Here is a 14,167-nt window from a genome sequence, read left to right as displayed (position 1 = left end):
CCTCAGGGCGCGGTCTGGAACGGCTTGGCTTCGGCTAGTATCAGCGCGAACCAGTCGTCCGGATCGGTCCATTCGTGCCGCACCGTCCAGCCGCCGGCGCGCAGCAGCAGCCGCGCGTCGCGCGGGCCGTATTTGTGGCTGTTTTCGGTGTGGATGGTCTCGCCCTTGTGCATCGCAAAGCGTTCACCCAGCACGGTGAAGTTCAGGTCCTCCTGCGCCTCGAGATGCATCTCGATCCGCGCATAACTGTCGTTCCAGCGCGCGACATGGCGGAAGCGATCGACCGGGAGGGTACCGTCGAGCTCGCGGTTGATGCGGTGGAGCAGATTGAGGTTGAACCGCGCAGTCACCCCCTGCACATCGTCATAAGCGGGGATGAGGATATCGGGCGACTTGATGCGGTCCATGCCGATCAACAGCAGCGATCCGAGGCTCAGCGTCTCGCGCATCGAGCGCAGCAGGTCGAGCGAGCTGCGCGCGACCATGTTGCCGATGGTCGAGCCGGGGAAGAAGCCGAGCTTGGGTTCATCCGCGACAGCCTCGGGCAATTTCAGCGGTCGCATGAAATCGCCTTCGAGCGGATGAACACTCAGCCCGGGAAAATCGTGCGCGAGCGCGGCGGCGGATTCGCGCAGGAATTCGCCCGAAATGTCGATCGGCACATAGTGCCTGCCCTGCACCGCGCGCAGCAGATGCGGGGTCTTGACCGAGGAGCCCGAGCCGAATTCGACTACGGTGCGCCCTGCCCCGCCCTGCTGCGCCACCTCGCCGCAATAGCGCTCAAGCAGCGCGGTTTCGGTGCGGGTCGGGTAATATTCGGGAAGGTCGGTGATCGCCTCGAACAGTTCGGAGCCGGTCTTGTCATAGAACCAGCGCGCCGGGATGGCGCGGCGGGTGTCGCGGAAACAGGTGAGCACATCGGCGCGGAAGGCGGGATCGGCCTCACCCGATGCGGCGGCGGTCTGGGCTTCGGGCGAGTCGATCAGGGTAGCCAAGGACATGTCTCCTGCGCGGGGTCAGTTCAGGTCCTTGGCGAGCCTGAGACCGGTGAACTGCCAGCGCTGATGGGGATAGAAGAAGTTGCGATAACTGGGACGCACGGAACCGCGCGGAGTTGCACAGCTCGATCCGCGCAGCACGAACTGGCCGGACATGAACTTGCCGTTATATTCGCCGACGGCACCTTCTGCGGCTTTGAAGCCGGGATAGGGGCGATAGGCGCTGCCCGTCCATTGCCAGACATTGCCGAACATCGAGGCCGCCGCATCGACACGCGGCCGCACGGGTCCGGCGCGGTCGAGCTGGTTGCCCGAGGAAGCATCGTGCATCGTCGCAACCGCCTCCCATTCCTGCTCGGTCGGCAGTCGCGCGCCTGCCCAGCTGGCATAAGCATCGGCCTCGTACAGGCTGATATGCGTGACCGGCGCAGCGGGGTCGAGTGCGCGCAAGCCATCGAGCCCGAACTGCATCCAGCCGCCATCGTCATCCTGCTGCCAGTAGAGCGGCGCAATGATGCCCTCGGCCTTCACCCAGGTCCAGCCGTCGGACAGCCAGTGGCGCGGGTCACTGTACCCACCATCGGCGATGAACGCGGCCCATTCGGCATTGTTCACCGGTCGGCTGGCGAGCGCATAGGGGGTGAGCAGCACCGCATGGCGCGGGCCTTCGCAGTCGAACGCGAAGCCCTTGCCCGCATGGCCGATCTCGACCTGCCCGGTCGGGCCCTCGATCCATGCGAGCGGCGCAGCCTCGACCGAGCCGAGCGGCACCGCAGGCCAGACCGCCGGATGCAGCGGGTTCTGCGCGAACAGATGCAGGATATCGGTCAGCAAGAGCTCCTGGTGCTGCTGCTCGTGGTTCAACCCCAGTTCGACCAGATCGAGCGCATCGTTACTCAGGCCTGGCAGCGCCGCCTGCACCGCAGCATCGACATGCGCGCGATAGGCGCGGATCTCGTCGAGCGACGGCCGGGTCAGCATGCCGCGCCGGGGCCGCGCATGGCGCGCGCCTTCGGCCTCGTAATAGCTGTTGAACAGGAACGCGTAGTTGGCGTCGAAGGCTTCGTAACCGGGCACATGATCGCGCAGCACGAAGGTTTCGAAGAACCAGCTGGTGTGCGCCAGATGCCATTTGGCGGGCGAGGCATCGTCCATCGACTGGACGGTGGCGTCGGCGTCGGACAGCGGCGCTACGAGATCGCGCGTGAGGGTGCGGACCTGGGTGAAGCGGTGGGCGAGGTCGTCGTGGCGACTTGCATCGAAGGCGGTGATTGCCGGTGCGCTGGTGGTCGTCATTCTACCCCCTTGTCCGTCATTCCCGCGAAAGCGCAGAATCCCGCTATCCTGTCCGAAGCCAAAAGCGGGACCCCCGCCTTCGCGGGGGTGACGATACTCTAATCACCCGTCCAATACACGGGCGCGGCAAAGCTCTATCGCGAAGCCCCCGGCACCCAGAGCGGGTCGTTGCCATTGTTGATCCGGCGGGCGAGGACGAACAGAAAGTCCGACAGCCGGTTCACATAGATACGCGCTTGCGGGTTGATCGATCCCTCGTGCGATGCCGCCACCAGGGTCCGTTCGGCGCGGCGGGCGATGGCGCGGGCGAGATGCACCGCAGCCGCAGCGGGGCTGCCGCCGGGCAGGATGAAGCTGGTGAGCGGCGGAAGGCTGTCATTGACCGCATCGATGCGGTCCTCAAGCCATTTGACCTGGCTGGGCACGATGCGCAGCACCATTTCGGACGGGGTGAAATCCTCGCCCGGCGTCGCGATATCGGCGCCGAGATCGAACAGGTCGTTCTGTACGCGCACCAGATCGGCGGCGAATTCGCTCTCGCCCAGCGCGACCACCGCAAGGCCCAGCGCGCTGTTCAGTTCGTCGACATCGCCGATCGCCGCCATGCGCGCCGAATGCTTGGGAATGCGCGAGCCATCGACCAGGCCTGACGTGCCGTCATCGCCGGTACGCGTGTAGATCTTGTTGAGCTTGACCATATTGCGCCCCCGCCGCCCTGAGGCTCAGCGGTTGACCAGCAGCAGCACGGCGACCGCGGCAATCGCCATCGCCTGATATTTGACGCGCGCGAACATCATCTTGTTCTGCATCTGATGGCTGCGGCCGACCCCGGGGTTTTTGAGGTCTTCCTCGGTCATCTGGATGAAGGCGACAAGGCCGCGCACGAGGCTGACCAGAACCATGATTGCCAGCGCGACAATCGCGAGGATGATGATGACGTTCATGACACACTATATGAGGGCTCTGCCCAGGAAATGCCAGACGGAAGAGCGCCTTGGCGCAAATTTTCCAGCAAGGCGGGGCCATCCACCCCCTGTTCGCGCAAGGCGGCCAGCGCGGCGGCGCCCTCGCTTTTCGCCAGTTTCCGCCCGTCCGGTCCTGCGAGCAGCCGGTGGTGGCGATAAAGCGGCACCGGCAGACCGAGCAGCGCCTGGAGCAGCCGGTGGACATGCGTCGCGAGGAACAGGTCGCGCCCGCGCACGACATGGCTGATCTGCTGGTGCGCATCGTCCAATGTCACCGCGAGATGATAGCTGGCAGGCGCATCCTTGCGCGCGAGCACGACATCGCCGAACAGCTCGGGCTGTGCGGCTTGTTCTCCGGCGGCCATGTCGTGCCAGACCAGCGCGCCAGTGTGTACGAGCGCCTTGGCAACGTCGAGCCGCCAGGCATGCGGTTCGCTCGCCATACGCTCGGCGCGCTCGTCATCGGACAGCGCGCGACAGGTGCCGGGATAGACCAGCCCCTCCGGCCCCGGCTGCGCGCCTGCCGCCGCGATCTGGCTGCGCGTGCAGAAACAGGGATAGACGAGGTCACGCGCCTTGAGCTCGGCCAGCGCAGCATCATAGGCGGCGAGCCGCGACGACTGGAACAGCACCTCCCCGTCCCAGTCCAGCCCCAGCCAGCGCAGATCGTCGAAGATCGCCTCGACCAGCTCAGGCCGCGAGCGTACGCCGTCGATATCCTCGATGCGCAGCAGGAAGGCGCCACCGAGTTGCCGGGCCAGGTCGCTGGCTTGGCAAGCCGCATAGGCATGGCCCAGGTGCAGCGCGCCATTGGGGCTGGGCGCAAAGCGGGTGCGCATCACCGCCTGCTCTTCCGCCCCTTGGGTGCAAATTGCGGACTTATCACCATATATTGTGGAAACGCCCCCTTGACCTTGGCCGCACGCTCATGCTGATTAACCGTAAATCGAGCACTTTCAGGATTGTCACGGGGCTGTCACGCATCAGGGTTTATACGAAGCGCAGCGGACGAATGGGAGAGGGTTTGAGCCGACCATGTTTCATCCCGACTTGATCGAACGGGCGGTACGCGATCCGCAGCCGGACATGATCCGGCATCCGGACAGTTGCCCCGCCCTTGTGTTGAACGCCGATTATACCCCCTTGAGCTATTACCCCTTGAGCCTCTGGCCGTGGCAGACCGCGATCAAGGCCATCTTCCTCGACCGGGTCGATGTCATCGAGACCTATGAGCGCGAGGTGCACTCTCCGACGATCCAGATGAAAATCCCGTCGGTCATCGCGCTCAAGCAATATGTGAAGCCGTCCGAATATCCCGCCTTCACCCGCTTCAACCTGTTCCTGCGCGACCGCTTTCACTGCCAATATTGCGGATCGCCGCACAATCTCACCTTCGACCACGTCGTCCCGCGCCGCCTGGGCGGCAAGACCACCTGGCAAAACGTCGCCACCGCCTGCGCGCCCTGCAACATGCGCAAGGGCGGCCGCACCCCGGCGCAAGCCAACATGCGCCTGATGGTCCAACCGATACGCCCGACCAGCTGGCAATTGCAGGAACGCGGGAGAGCGTTTCCGCCGAACTACCTGCATGAGAGCTGGCACGACTGGCTGTACTGGGATGTCGAGCTGGAGGCTTGAGGGGCTTTGTGCCGCTCGGGTGCCTACCGGGCAGCCTGACGGAACTGGCGATTATCCGCCCACGCCCGTCTGCCTTGAATTAGCGTTCTGATCAAAAACCATGGCCATGCCAAGGCGCTTAGTCCCCAAATAGCGAGGAAGCTAAACGTCAGCCATTCCGATGCTGACAAGAGCCCATGACCGAAAAACATGACCAGGCAGCAACCGAAGAATAGAGCCAGAGTTGCAGCCAGCCACATTATCGTTTGTTTCAGTTTCATCCGAGCAGTTTAGCAAGCAGCTTTCAGTACGGCAATTGGGCAGTTATCTGGGACCACCGTTTTGTAGGTTTGATAACATAAGCGCCCCCCTCCGCTCAGCCTGAGCTTGTCGAAGGCCCCGCTATACGGCCAGCGTGGGCGCGGGTCCTTCGACTTCGCGGGCTGCGCCCGCTGCTCAGGATGAGCGGGGGTGGTTAAGGCATTGGAATGGCCTCGCGCCTTCAGGGTTAGGTAATCGGTGACGGCCCAACAACGCGCGTTCCCCTCCCTGTAAGGGAGGGGTTAGGGGTGGGTGCGCGCGTCAGCGCGCCGTATGTGCGCCATCGAAGCCGTTGCTGACCCACCCCCTGCCCCTCCCTTTCAGGGAGGGGAGTCTTGGGGGAGGCGATCAGGAAATGGAAAGCCCTCTCCCCTTCAGGGGGGAGGGTTGGGAGGGGGGCTGCGCGAACCGCTGACCCCTCTCAACTGCGGCTAGGCAGCTTTGCTGCCAAGCCTTCGTTTCTCTGCCCTCAAGGGAGAGAGCAGCGGTTGTGCGTTACGCCACCTTTACCTGCTCGGCCGCCGCGATCACCTCGAGCGGGCGCACGATCAGGGTCACGCGGTCATGGCCCACCGCGACGTTGAGCACGTCGCCCGCGCGCACGGCGACGGGCTCGGGGAAATTGTGCAGCACCTGCAGCCAGCCGCCATCGGTATAGCCGTCGGGATGGTTGTCGAAGCTGATGCCTTCGGCGAGGTCGACATGCATCCACTGGACGATGCCGCTGGCGATGCCGTCTTCCAGCACGTTGATCTGCAACAGGTGCAGGTCGCTCTGGTGCTGGGTGCGGGTGAGGTCGATATGCACCAGTTCGACATCGTCGGACAGGCGCTTCCAGTCGGTCATCGTGCCGTGAATCGGCAGCTTGGGCGAGGCGAGCGCGCCGAAGCGCGAGATGTCGAAGCCCGAGACCTGATCGACGAACACGTAATCCGCGAGCACCTGGCTTTCGACCAGACAGCCGATGGCCGAGGCGGCGCGCGGGATGACGATGGCGTCGGGCTTGAGCAGCCGGGCATGCGCATCCTCGAACGTGTCGATGACATGCTCGGTAAGCAGATCGGACGAGAGGATTTCGGAGACCAGGATGTCCGCGCGCTCGTCCAGATGCTCGCCGACCTTGAGTTCGGTCGAGGGCGCGGTATGGACGGTGATGCGGTCCGAATAGCCGTTATCCGCGATGATCTGCCGCGCCATGTCGGCGATGATCGGCACCATCTCGCACGCGGTGACCGATTGCGCCCCGGCGCGCGCGGCCATCATCGATAGCAGGCCGCTGCCGGTGCCGATATCGAGCACGCGCGCATCCGGGCCGGTTTGGGCCAGCGCAGCGATGATCGCGGCCTCGAACGCGTCGTTGCGTCGCACGTCGTTGAGCATCGGGATATGCCAGAAGGGCACCATCTCGGCGGAGAGGCGGCGGATCTGGTGTTCGATATGGATGTTGCCCGGCTGCAGCGCCTGGGCGCGGCAAAACTGGTCGAGCGCCTCGATCTTGCGCCCGGCATCGGAGAGCATGACCGCAAGATTGTTGGCCGCGACCGGGTTGGCGGGATCGGCAGCACAGGCCGCCTGCATCGCGGTGATGGCAAGGTCGGGACGGCCGGTGCGGCTGTAGATCAGCCCCTTTTCATGATGCGCGACGGCATGGTCGGGATCGATCGCGAGCAAGGTATCCCACAGCTCGAGCGCTTCTTCGTTCGCGCCGCGCAGGCCCAGGATGCCGGCGAGGATCGGCAGGACTTCGGCGGCGCGGTAATCATGGTCGATGACCAGGCGGTAGCGCTCTTCGGCAGCCGCCAGATTGCCCGCTGCCTGAAGTTCCATCGCCTCGTGCAGCAGCGCGCGGGCCAAAGCGATGTCGGGTGCGGTATCGGTCATGCTGTTCCCCCCAATGGGCGTTAACTCAGTTCAACAGACTATTAACGCGAAGGGTTAACAAAGCGTCACCGGTCCCGAATTGGCATCGCGGCCCGCCGCAGAGGCATTTGACGTTCCGCAAAATGGAACATAATAAGAACATATGTCTAGCGTCCGCGATTCCCTCGAGTCCCTGAAAGCCCGTATTGCCGGGCTGGAACGCGGCTGCGCGAGCGAACCTGCAGGCGAACCGGCGGGGCTGGCGCGCACCGGGCATGCGGGAATCGATGCGGCGCTGGGCGGCGGGCTGATGCGCGCGCGGCTGCATGAAATCTTTGCTTTCGAGGCGGACGATGCCGGGTGTGCGACCGGATTTACAGCGGCGCTAGCGCTGAGACTCGGAGGCACCCTGGTCTGGCTGCGCGAGGGCGAGGCGGAACGGCGGGGCGGACAATTGCACGCGCCGGGGCTGGTCGAGATCGGCCTGGCCCCGGCGCAAGTCATCCTGGGCACGCTGCCCGATGCGCTGGCGGTGCTGCGCGCCGCGGCCGATGTCACCCGTTGCGGCGATGTCGGCGTGGCGGTGGTCGAGCTGTGGCGGAACCCCCGCGCGTTCGACCTGACCGCAAGCCGCAGGCTGGCGCTCGCCGCCGAAGCCTCGGGCGTCACCGTGATCGCGCTGCGCATCGCCGCCACGCCTGCGCCCAGCGCGGCGCAGACCCGATGGCAGGTGAACGCCGCGCCCTCGCTGCCGATGGAAGCCAATGCGCCCGGCTATCCTGCCTGGGCCATAGAATTGTTGCGCCAGCGCGGACGCCCGGCGGGCGGCGCGTGGCGCGTGGAGTGGAACCGTGAACAAGCCTGTCTTGCAGAGGCCTCGCCTGTCGGCGGTGCCGGAACCGGAGGCGCAGCGGCGCTATCTGGCGCTGTTCTTCCCCTTTCTGCCGGTCGACCGGCGCGCGCGATCGGGCTGCAACGCACCGGATAGCGTCGATGATTCCGCGCCTTTGGTGCTGGTCGAGAAGGTGCGCGGTGCGATGCGCATCGCCGCGATATGTCCGGAAGCGCATGCCCAGGGCCTCATCCCCGGCATGATGCTGGCCGATGCGCGCGCGCAGGTGCCGCAACTCCGCGTCGAGCCACACGATCCGCTGGCCGACTTGTCGTGGCTCGAGCGGCTGGCCGATCATTGCGACCGCTTCACGCCGCTGGTCGCCACCGACCCGCCCGACATGCTGGTGCTCGACATCACCGGCTGCACGCATCTGTTCGGCGGGGAAGCTGCGCTGGTCGCCGCCGCCGAGGACAGCCTGGCGCGCTTTTCCGACCATGTCCGCAGCGGGTGCGGCGATACGCCCGAAGCGGCACAGGCGCTTGCCCGGTTCGCGCCGGGATTGAGCTTCGCGCGGCCCGAGGACGGCGATGTCGTGCTGCGCCGCTTGCCAGTCGCGGCGCTGCGCATCGAGGAGGAGGTGCAGACCGCGCTGATCCGCGCCGGCCTCAAGACCATCGGCGATCTTGCGATGCGGCCCAGCGCGCCGCTCGCCGCGCGCTTCGGCGAGGAACTGGTCGAGCGCCTCGACCGCTTGCTGGGCAGCGCCGACAGCCGCATCGTCCCGCGCCGCAGCCCGCCCGCGCTGCGTTTCGAGACGCGCTTTGCCGAACCGATCGCGCGCACCGAGGCGGCAATGGCGGCGCTTTCCGAGCTTGCGGATCAAGCCGCCGAGGCACTCGAGCAGCGCGGCATGGGCGGGCGCCATTTCGCCGCGCGCTTCTATCGCAGCGATGGCCGCACCTTCGATCTGGCCGCCGAGACCAGCCTGCCGATGCGCGACGGCGAGGTGCTGATGCGGCTGCTGCACGAGCGGCTCGATGCTTTGTCCGACCCGATCGATCCGGGCTTCGGTTTCGACATGATCCGGCTGATCGTGCCGCGCATCGAGCCGATGGCACCCTCTCAATTGCAGCTGGAAGGCGGTGCGGTGAGCGAGGAGGCGTTTGCCGCGCTGATCGACCGGCTGAGCAGCCGGCTCGGGCGCGGCGCGATCCGCCGGTTCCAGCCGCGCGACACGCATGTGCCGGAACAGGCGGCGCTGACCCTGCCCGCGGTCGATCTGCCCGCGCCCGAACCCTGGGAAGCGCCGGAGCCGGGCGAGCCGCCGAGCCGCCCGATCCATCTGTTCGATCCGCCCCAGCCGATCGAGGTGATCGCCGAGGTGCCCGATGGCCCGCCGCACCGTTTCCGCTGGAAGCGCCAGCAGCATCATGTCGTGCGCTTCGAGGGGCCCGAGCGGATCGCTGCGCCCTGGTGGAAGCATGCGCCGGGCAGGAGCGGGCTGACGCGCGATTATTACCGGATCGAGGACGCGCGCGGGCGGCGCTTCTGGATATTCCGCCACGGCCTGTATGACAGCGAACGGCCCGATCCGCGCTGGTATGTCCACGGGTTATTTGCGTGACCGCCGGTTTTGCCGAGCTGGTCTGCGCGACCAACTATTCGTTCCTGCGCGGCGCCTCGCACCCGGCGGACATGGTCGCGCGCGCGCTCGAACTGGGGCTCGCGGGGATCGGCATCGCCGATCGCAACAGCGTCGCGGGCGTGGTGCGCGCGCATATGGCGCTGCGCGATGCGGTGAAGGCAGCGGCGGAGATCGGCGCGCCGCCGCCCGCGCTGCGCCTGCTGGTCGGCGCGCGGCTGGTGTTCGCCGACGAGACCCCCGACATCATCGCCTATCCCGCGACGCGCCACGGCTGGGGGCGGCTGACGCGGCTGCTCACCACCGGCAACCTGCGCGCGGCCAAGGGCGATTGCGTGCTGCGCCTGCCCGATCTGATCGAGTTCTGCGACGATCTGCTGCTGATCGTGATGGCCTCGCCTGCTGACGCGCCGCTGCTCGGCACGCTCAATGAGGCCGCGCCGGGACGCGTGTGGATCGGTGCGACCATGCCGCGCCGGGGGGCGGACCGCCGCCGCCTCGCCCGGCTGATGCGGCTCGCCGAGAACACTGGCACTCCCCTGATCGCCACCAACGATGCGCTTTATGCCGAATCGGCGCAGCGCCCGCTGCACGATGTGCTGACCTGCATCGGCGCGGGCACGACGATCGCCGAGGCCGGGCGGCTGCTCGAGGCCAATGCCGAGCGGCATATCAAGCCGGCGGACGAAATGGCGCGCCTCTTCGCCGATTGCCCCGATGCGATCGACCAGACGCTGCGCCTGATGGAACGGGTGAGCTTCACGCTCGACGACCTGCGCTATCAATATCCGCTCGAACCCGTGCCGGAGGGCTGGGAGGCGCAGGCCTGGCTCGAGCATATGGTCACGCAAGCCGCGCACGAACGTTATGGCGCGGTGCTGCCCAAAAAGGTCCGCGACCTGCTCGACGAGGAATTCACCCTCATCGCGAAACAGCGCTACGCCTGCTATTTCCTCACCGTGCACGATCTGGTGCGCTTCGCCCGCAGCCGAGAGCCGCCGATCTTGTGCCAGGGGCGCGGCTCAGCCGCCAACTCGATCGTCTGCTTCCTGCTCGGCGTCACCTCGGTCGATCCGGTGACGCACGACCTCTTGTTCTCGCGCTTCGTTTCCGAAGAGCGCGCCGAGCCGCCCGATATCGACGTCGATTTCGAGCACGAGCGGCGCGAGGAGGTGATGCAATATATCTATGCCCGCTATGGCCGCCACCGCGCCGGCATCGCCGCCACGGTGATCCACTATCGCCCGCGCAGCGCGGTGCGCGAGGTCGGCAAGGTGCTCGGCTTTTCGGAGGATGTGACCGCGCGGCTTTCCAGCACCATCTGGGGCAGCTTCTCGTCCTCGATGGCCGAGAAGCGTTACGAGGAAGCCGGGTTCGATCCCGACAATCCGGACATCGTGCGCCTGCGCAATCTGGTCGACCAGATCCTGCACTTCCCGCGCCACCTGTCGCAGCATGTCGGCGGCTTCGTGCTCACCGAGGACCGGCTGGACGAGACAGTGCCGATCCACAATGCCGCGATGGAGGACCGCACCTTCATCGAATGGGACAAGGATGACATCGACGCGCTCGGCCTGATGAAGGTCGATGTGCTGGCGCTGGGCATGCTCACCTGCATCCGCAAGGCGTTCGCGCTGATGCGCGAGCATGGCCTGGGCGAGCATGACCTCACCGTCGATCTCGATGCCGATGACCCTGAGGTCTACGACATGCTCTGCCGGGGCGACAGCATCGGCGTGTTCCAGGTGGAAAGCCGCGCGCAGATGAACATGCTGCCGCGCCTTCGCCCCCGCTGCCTCTATGACCTGACCGTGCAGGTCGCGATCGTCCGCCCCGGGCCGATCGAGGGCGACATGGTCCACCCCTATCTGCGCCGCCGTTCGGGGATCGAGCCGGTCGAATACCCCTCGCCCGCCCCGCCGCACGACCCGGACGAGCTCAAGAACCTGCTCGGCCAGACCTATGGCGTGCCCCTGTTCCAGGAACAGGCGATGAAGCTTGCGATCGTCGCTGCGGATTTCACGCCATCGCAAGCCAACCAGCTCCGCCGCGCGATGGCGACCTTCCGCAATGTCGGCACGATGCACAATTTCAGGACCAAGCTGGTCGAGGGCATGACCGCGCGCGGCTATGCCGCCGAATTTGCCGAGCGCTGCTTCCGGCAGATCGAGGGCTTCGGCAGCTATGGCTTTCCCGAAAGCCACGCGCTGTCCTTCGCGCGGCTGGTCTATGTCTCGTCCTGGATCAAGTGCCACCACCCGGCGGTCTTCGCCTGCGCGCTGCTCAATTCGCAGCCCATGGGCTTCTATGCGCCCGCGCAGATCGTGCGCGACGTGCGCGAGCATCAGGTCGAGGTGCGCCCGATCGACATCAACGCCAGCCATTGGGACAACCGGCTGGAGCGCGACCTGCGCGGGCGGCTGGCGCTGCGGCTGGGCTTTCGCCAGATGGACGGATTTCGCCAGGCCTGGGCCGAGGCTTTGGTGCAGGCGCGGCGCGCGGGCGGACGCTTCGTCTCGATCGAGCGGCTCGCCCGGCGCGCCGACCTGCCCAGCGCCGCGCTGCGCCTGCTCGCCGATGCCGATGCGTTCGGCTCGCTCGGCCTGTCGCGGCGGCAGGCGCTGTGGGAGGTGCGCCGCACGCCCTCGACCGAGCTGCCGCTGTTCGCCGCGGCCAAGGCGCGCGAGCTGGGCGCGGAGCCCGACATGCAGCTGCCGCAAATGCCCGCGGCGGAAGAGGTCGTCACCGATTACCAGGTGCTGCGCCTGTCGCTGAAGGACCATCCGATGGCGTTCCTGCGCGCGCGGCTGCGCGCAGAAGGCGTGCTGAGCTGCGAGGACACGACCAACGCCAAGGCGGGCGCGCGGGTGCGCACCGCCGGCGTCGTCCTCGTCCGCCAGCGCCCCGGCAAGGGCAACGCGATCTTCGTGACGATCGAGGACGAGACGGGGATTACCAATGTCGTCCTCTGGGCCCGCCTGTTCGAACGCTACCGCCGCGCGGTGATGGCGAGCCGCCTGATGCAGGTCGAAGGCGTCTTGCAACGCAGCCCCGAAGGCGTGGTCCACCTGATGGCGAACCGGGTGGTGGACCGCACGGATTTGCTCGCGACGCTTACCGAGGCGCGGGGGGATGGCGCGCTGACCCCGCCGCTGGCGCGGGCGGATGAGGTGGTGCGCCCGGTGCCGTCACGGCATCCGAGAGATGCACGGGTGCTGCCCAAGTCGCGGGATTTTCATTGAGGGGGCAGCAAATATTCAAGTTTATTGAAATTTAATATAATATACAATCCATAATTCATTCTATGCCCAAAAATTTCCTCTGCTTCTTATTTAAACTTCTCATTTGAATACCAAATATTTCCTCCAAAACTGTATGCACGATTGGATCAGAAATATTTCGAATACGTCCTTTTAATTCCTCCATATTCTCAGCACCGCTATAAGCTGCAATATACCCTCTCCGCATTGCTTCAAGTCTACTACCAAGTATTGGAAGCGTGATACCCTCTTTAATAAGAACGTCAAGAGACATCATTTCAGTAAAACGCTCCTCAATTCCTGCTAGAGTTTTTTCACCGATCCACAAAGAGCATTTTCCATTTTGGCCAAAGCGCATTTCCATACCCAGAAACTCTGCAGCTTCATCAGGTGCAAAAATTTTAGTCTTGGAACTGGCCTCGTCAACCAGCCCAATACTTAGCCCAATTTTTCCCAACTCCTCTCGCAAAAACGAGTCAAACTCTTCACATTCTCTTCGAGACTTAAAAAATCCGATTATATCATCTACGTACCTAATAGCACGAAACCGTTTTTTAATGATTGATTTATCTAAATCGCGAAGAACTATCCCAGCAAAATATGGCGATAGCGGCATCCCTTGCCTAACACCAACCCCTTTAACAATACCAGACTTAGCAATTAAATCAGGCCAATTCGGCGAAAATCCATCACCTATCTCAACACTTGCAAACGATATCAATATGTCATGTAACGAACGGCAATCAATGGCGCTTCGAATCTGCCTTTCAAGATAATCTCGAGGCACTCTATCAAAAAATTTTTCAATATCAGCTTTATATACCCAATTAGCACCGTCTCGCAACAACGAGGCTTTTTTACGAGCATCCTGGACGGTCCTTTGAGCGCCTGCAACGAGTCCATAACTTACATCATTAAGAAGCCCCCTCTTTTTGAGAGAATCCCTTATTCTGTAGAGTATGCTGAATTGAATCAGTCGATCTTCAATGGTTGGAATGCAGATTATTCGAAATCCACCAGATGGCTTAGGCCTAGCGATAGCCAGAAGGGGCTGTGGCGTAAAATTAGAGGCCAGACGACGCGACCTCAGCGAAGGAATACGCCAAGCACGCTCAGCATCAAACTGTGCACCACTTACTCGGTCGATACCAAAGCAACTTGACTTTAAGCGGCGACGCTCCAAGTCCCAAACTATATTAAGTTCTGAGGGCGCAAATATCCGCTGAAGAGCATTCCTTTGCCTAGTTGCCGCCAACCTCACCTAAATCACCCACGTTGGCGGTTCACCAGGAGCCGACCTTCCGCGAGCGGAGTGTCGGTATGTGCCATGTGCCCAAGGGCCCGGCTTACGGCCAAGAGACCGCGTTTCGCCG

General features: G+C 64.3%; 11 protein-coding genes. 4 read left to right on the top strand and 7 right to left on the bottom strand.

The genetic code is table 11. The annotated features are described in order from the left end of the window. Nucleotides 1–2 precede the first annotated feature (2 nt). The 5 genes from egtD to gluQRS all read right to left on the bottom strand — a co-directional run bounded on the left by egtD (nucleotide 3) and on the right by gluQRS (nucleotide 4,098). Complete coding sequence (egtD, locus tag OPU69_RS07870; protein WP_498510232.1) at nucleotides 3–1,001, bottom strand: L-histidine N(alpha)-methyltransferase; 999 nt, start codon at nucleotides 999–1,001, stop codon at nucleotides 3–5. Nucleotides 1,002–1,016: 15 nt separating this feature from the next. After that, on the bottom strand, nucleotides 1,017–2,294 hold the full coding sequence (gene egtB / locus OPU69_RS07865; RefSeq protein ID WP_498510230.1) for an ergothioneine biosynthesis protein EgtB: 1,278 nt from the start codon (nucleotides 2,292–2,294) through the stop codon (nucleotides 1,017–1,019). 134 nt (nucleotides 2,295–2,428) lie between these two features. Further along, nucleotides 2,429–2,992, bottom strand: coding sequence for a cob(I)yrinic acid a,c-diamide adenosyltransferase (locus OPU69_RS07860; RefSeq protein ID WP_060977270.1), 564 nt, complete (start codon nucleotides 2,990–2,992; stop codon nucleotides 2,429–2,431). 24 nt (nucleotides 2,993–3,016) lie between these two features. Continuing rightward, the gene (locus OPU69_RS07855) at nucleotides 3,017–3,238 is read right to left on the bottom strand and encodes a hypothetical protein (protein ID WP_060977271.1); all 222 of its coding nucleotides are present in this window, start codon (nucleotides 3,236–3,238) and stop codon (nucleotides 3,017–3,019) included. Then, a complete protein-coding gene (gluQRS, locus tag OPU69_RS07850) occupies nucleotides 3,235–4,098 on the bottom strand; it encodes a tRNA glutamyl-Q(34) synthetase GluQRS (RefSeq protein WP_498510228.1) in 864 nt (287 codons plus the stop codon). Before gluQRS ends, OPU69_RS07855 begins: the two co-directional genes overlap by 4 nt. Before the next feature lie 196 nt (nucleotides 4,099–4,294). On the opposite strand from gluQRS, the gene OPU69_RS07845 reads away from it, so the two are divergent. After that, nucleotides 4,295–4,897 (top strand): HNH endonuclease, encoded by a 603-nt coding sequence (locus OPU69_RS07845; protein ID WP_498510226.1) that lies wholly within the window; start codon nucleotides 4,295–4,297, stop codon nucleotides 4,895–4,897. A gap of 795 nt (nucleotides 4,898–5,692) precedes the next feature. On the opposite strand, the gene OPU69_RS07840 is transcribed toward OPU69_RS07845, so the two are convergent. Next, entirely contained in the window at nucleotides 5,693–7,078 is a 1,386-nt protein-coding gene (locus OPU69_RS07840; RefSeq protein ID WP_498510224.1) for a class I SAM-dependent methyltransferase, read from the bottom strand. A gap of 142 nt (nucleotides 7,079–7,220) precedes the next feature. Here OPU69_RS07840 and OPU69_RS07835 point away from each other — a divergent pair, with 142 nt between their 5' ends. Genes OPU69_RS07835 through OPU69_RS07825 form a run of 3 tightly spaced genes read left to right on the top strand, consistent with a single transcriptional unit; the run spans nucleotide 7,221 to nucleotide 12,776 of the window. Continuing rightward, complete coding sequence (locus OPU69_RS07835) at nucleotides 7,221–8,045, top strand: ImuA family protein (protein ID WP_498510222.1); 825 nt, start codon at nucleotides 7,221–7,223, stop codon at nucleotides 8,043–8,045. Then, nucleotides 7,948–9,516, top strand: coding sequence for a Y-family DNA polymerase (locus OPU69_RS07830; RefSeq protein ID WP_060979610.1), 1,569 nt, complete (start codon nucleotides 7,948–7,950; stop codon nucleotides 9,514–9,516). The genes OPU69_RS07835 and OPU69_RS07830 overlap by 98 nt, the downstream gene beginning before the upstream one ends. Then, entirely contained in the window at nucleotides 9,513–12,776 is a 3,264-nt protein-coding gene (locus OPU69_RS07825) for an error-prone DNA polymerase (protein WP_498510220.1), read from the top strand. The genes OPU69_RS07830 and OPU69_RS07825 overlap by 4 nt, the downstream gene beginning before the upstream one ends. Nucleotides 12,777–12,831: 55 nt before the next feature. Here the strand turns inward: OPU69_RS07825 and OPU69_RS07820 are convergent, their stop codons facing one another. Continuing rightward, the gene (locus OPU69_RS07820; RefSeq protein WP_498510218.1) at nucleotides 12,832–13,977 is read right to left on the bottom strand and encodes a reverse transcriptase domain-containing protein; all 1,146 of its coding nucleotides are present in this window, start codon (nucleotides 13,975–13,977) and stop codon (nucleotides 12,832–12,834) included. Nucleotides 13,978–14,167: the final 190 nt, after the last annotated feature.

It is taken from the genome of Blastomonas sp. 34TW (assembly GCF_059803595.1).
This window is presented reverse-complemented; position numbering and strand designations above follow the sequence as displayed.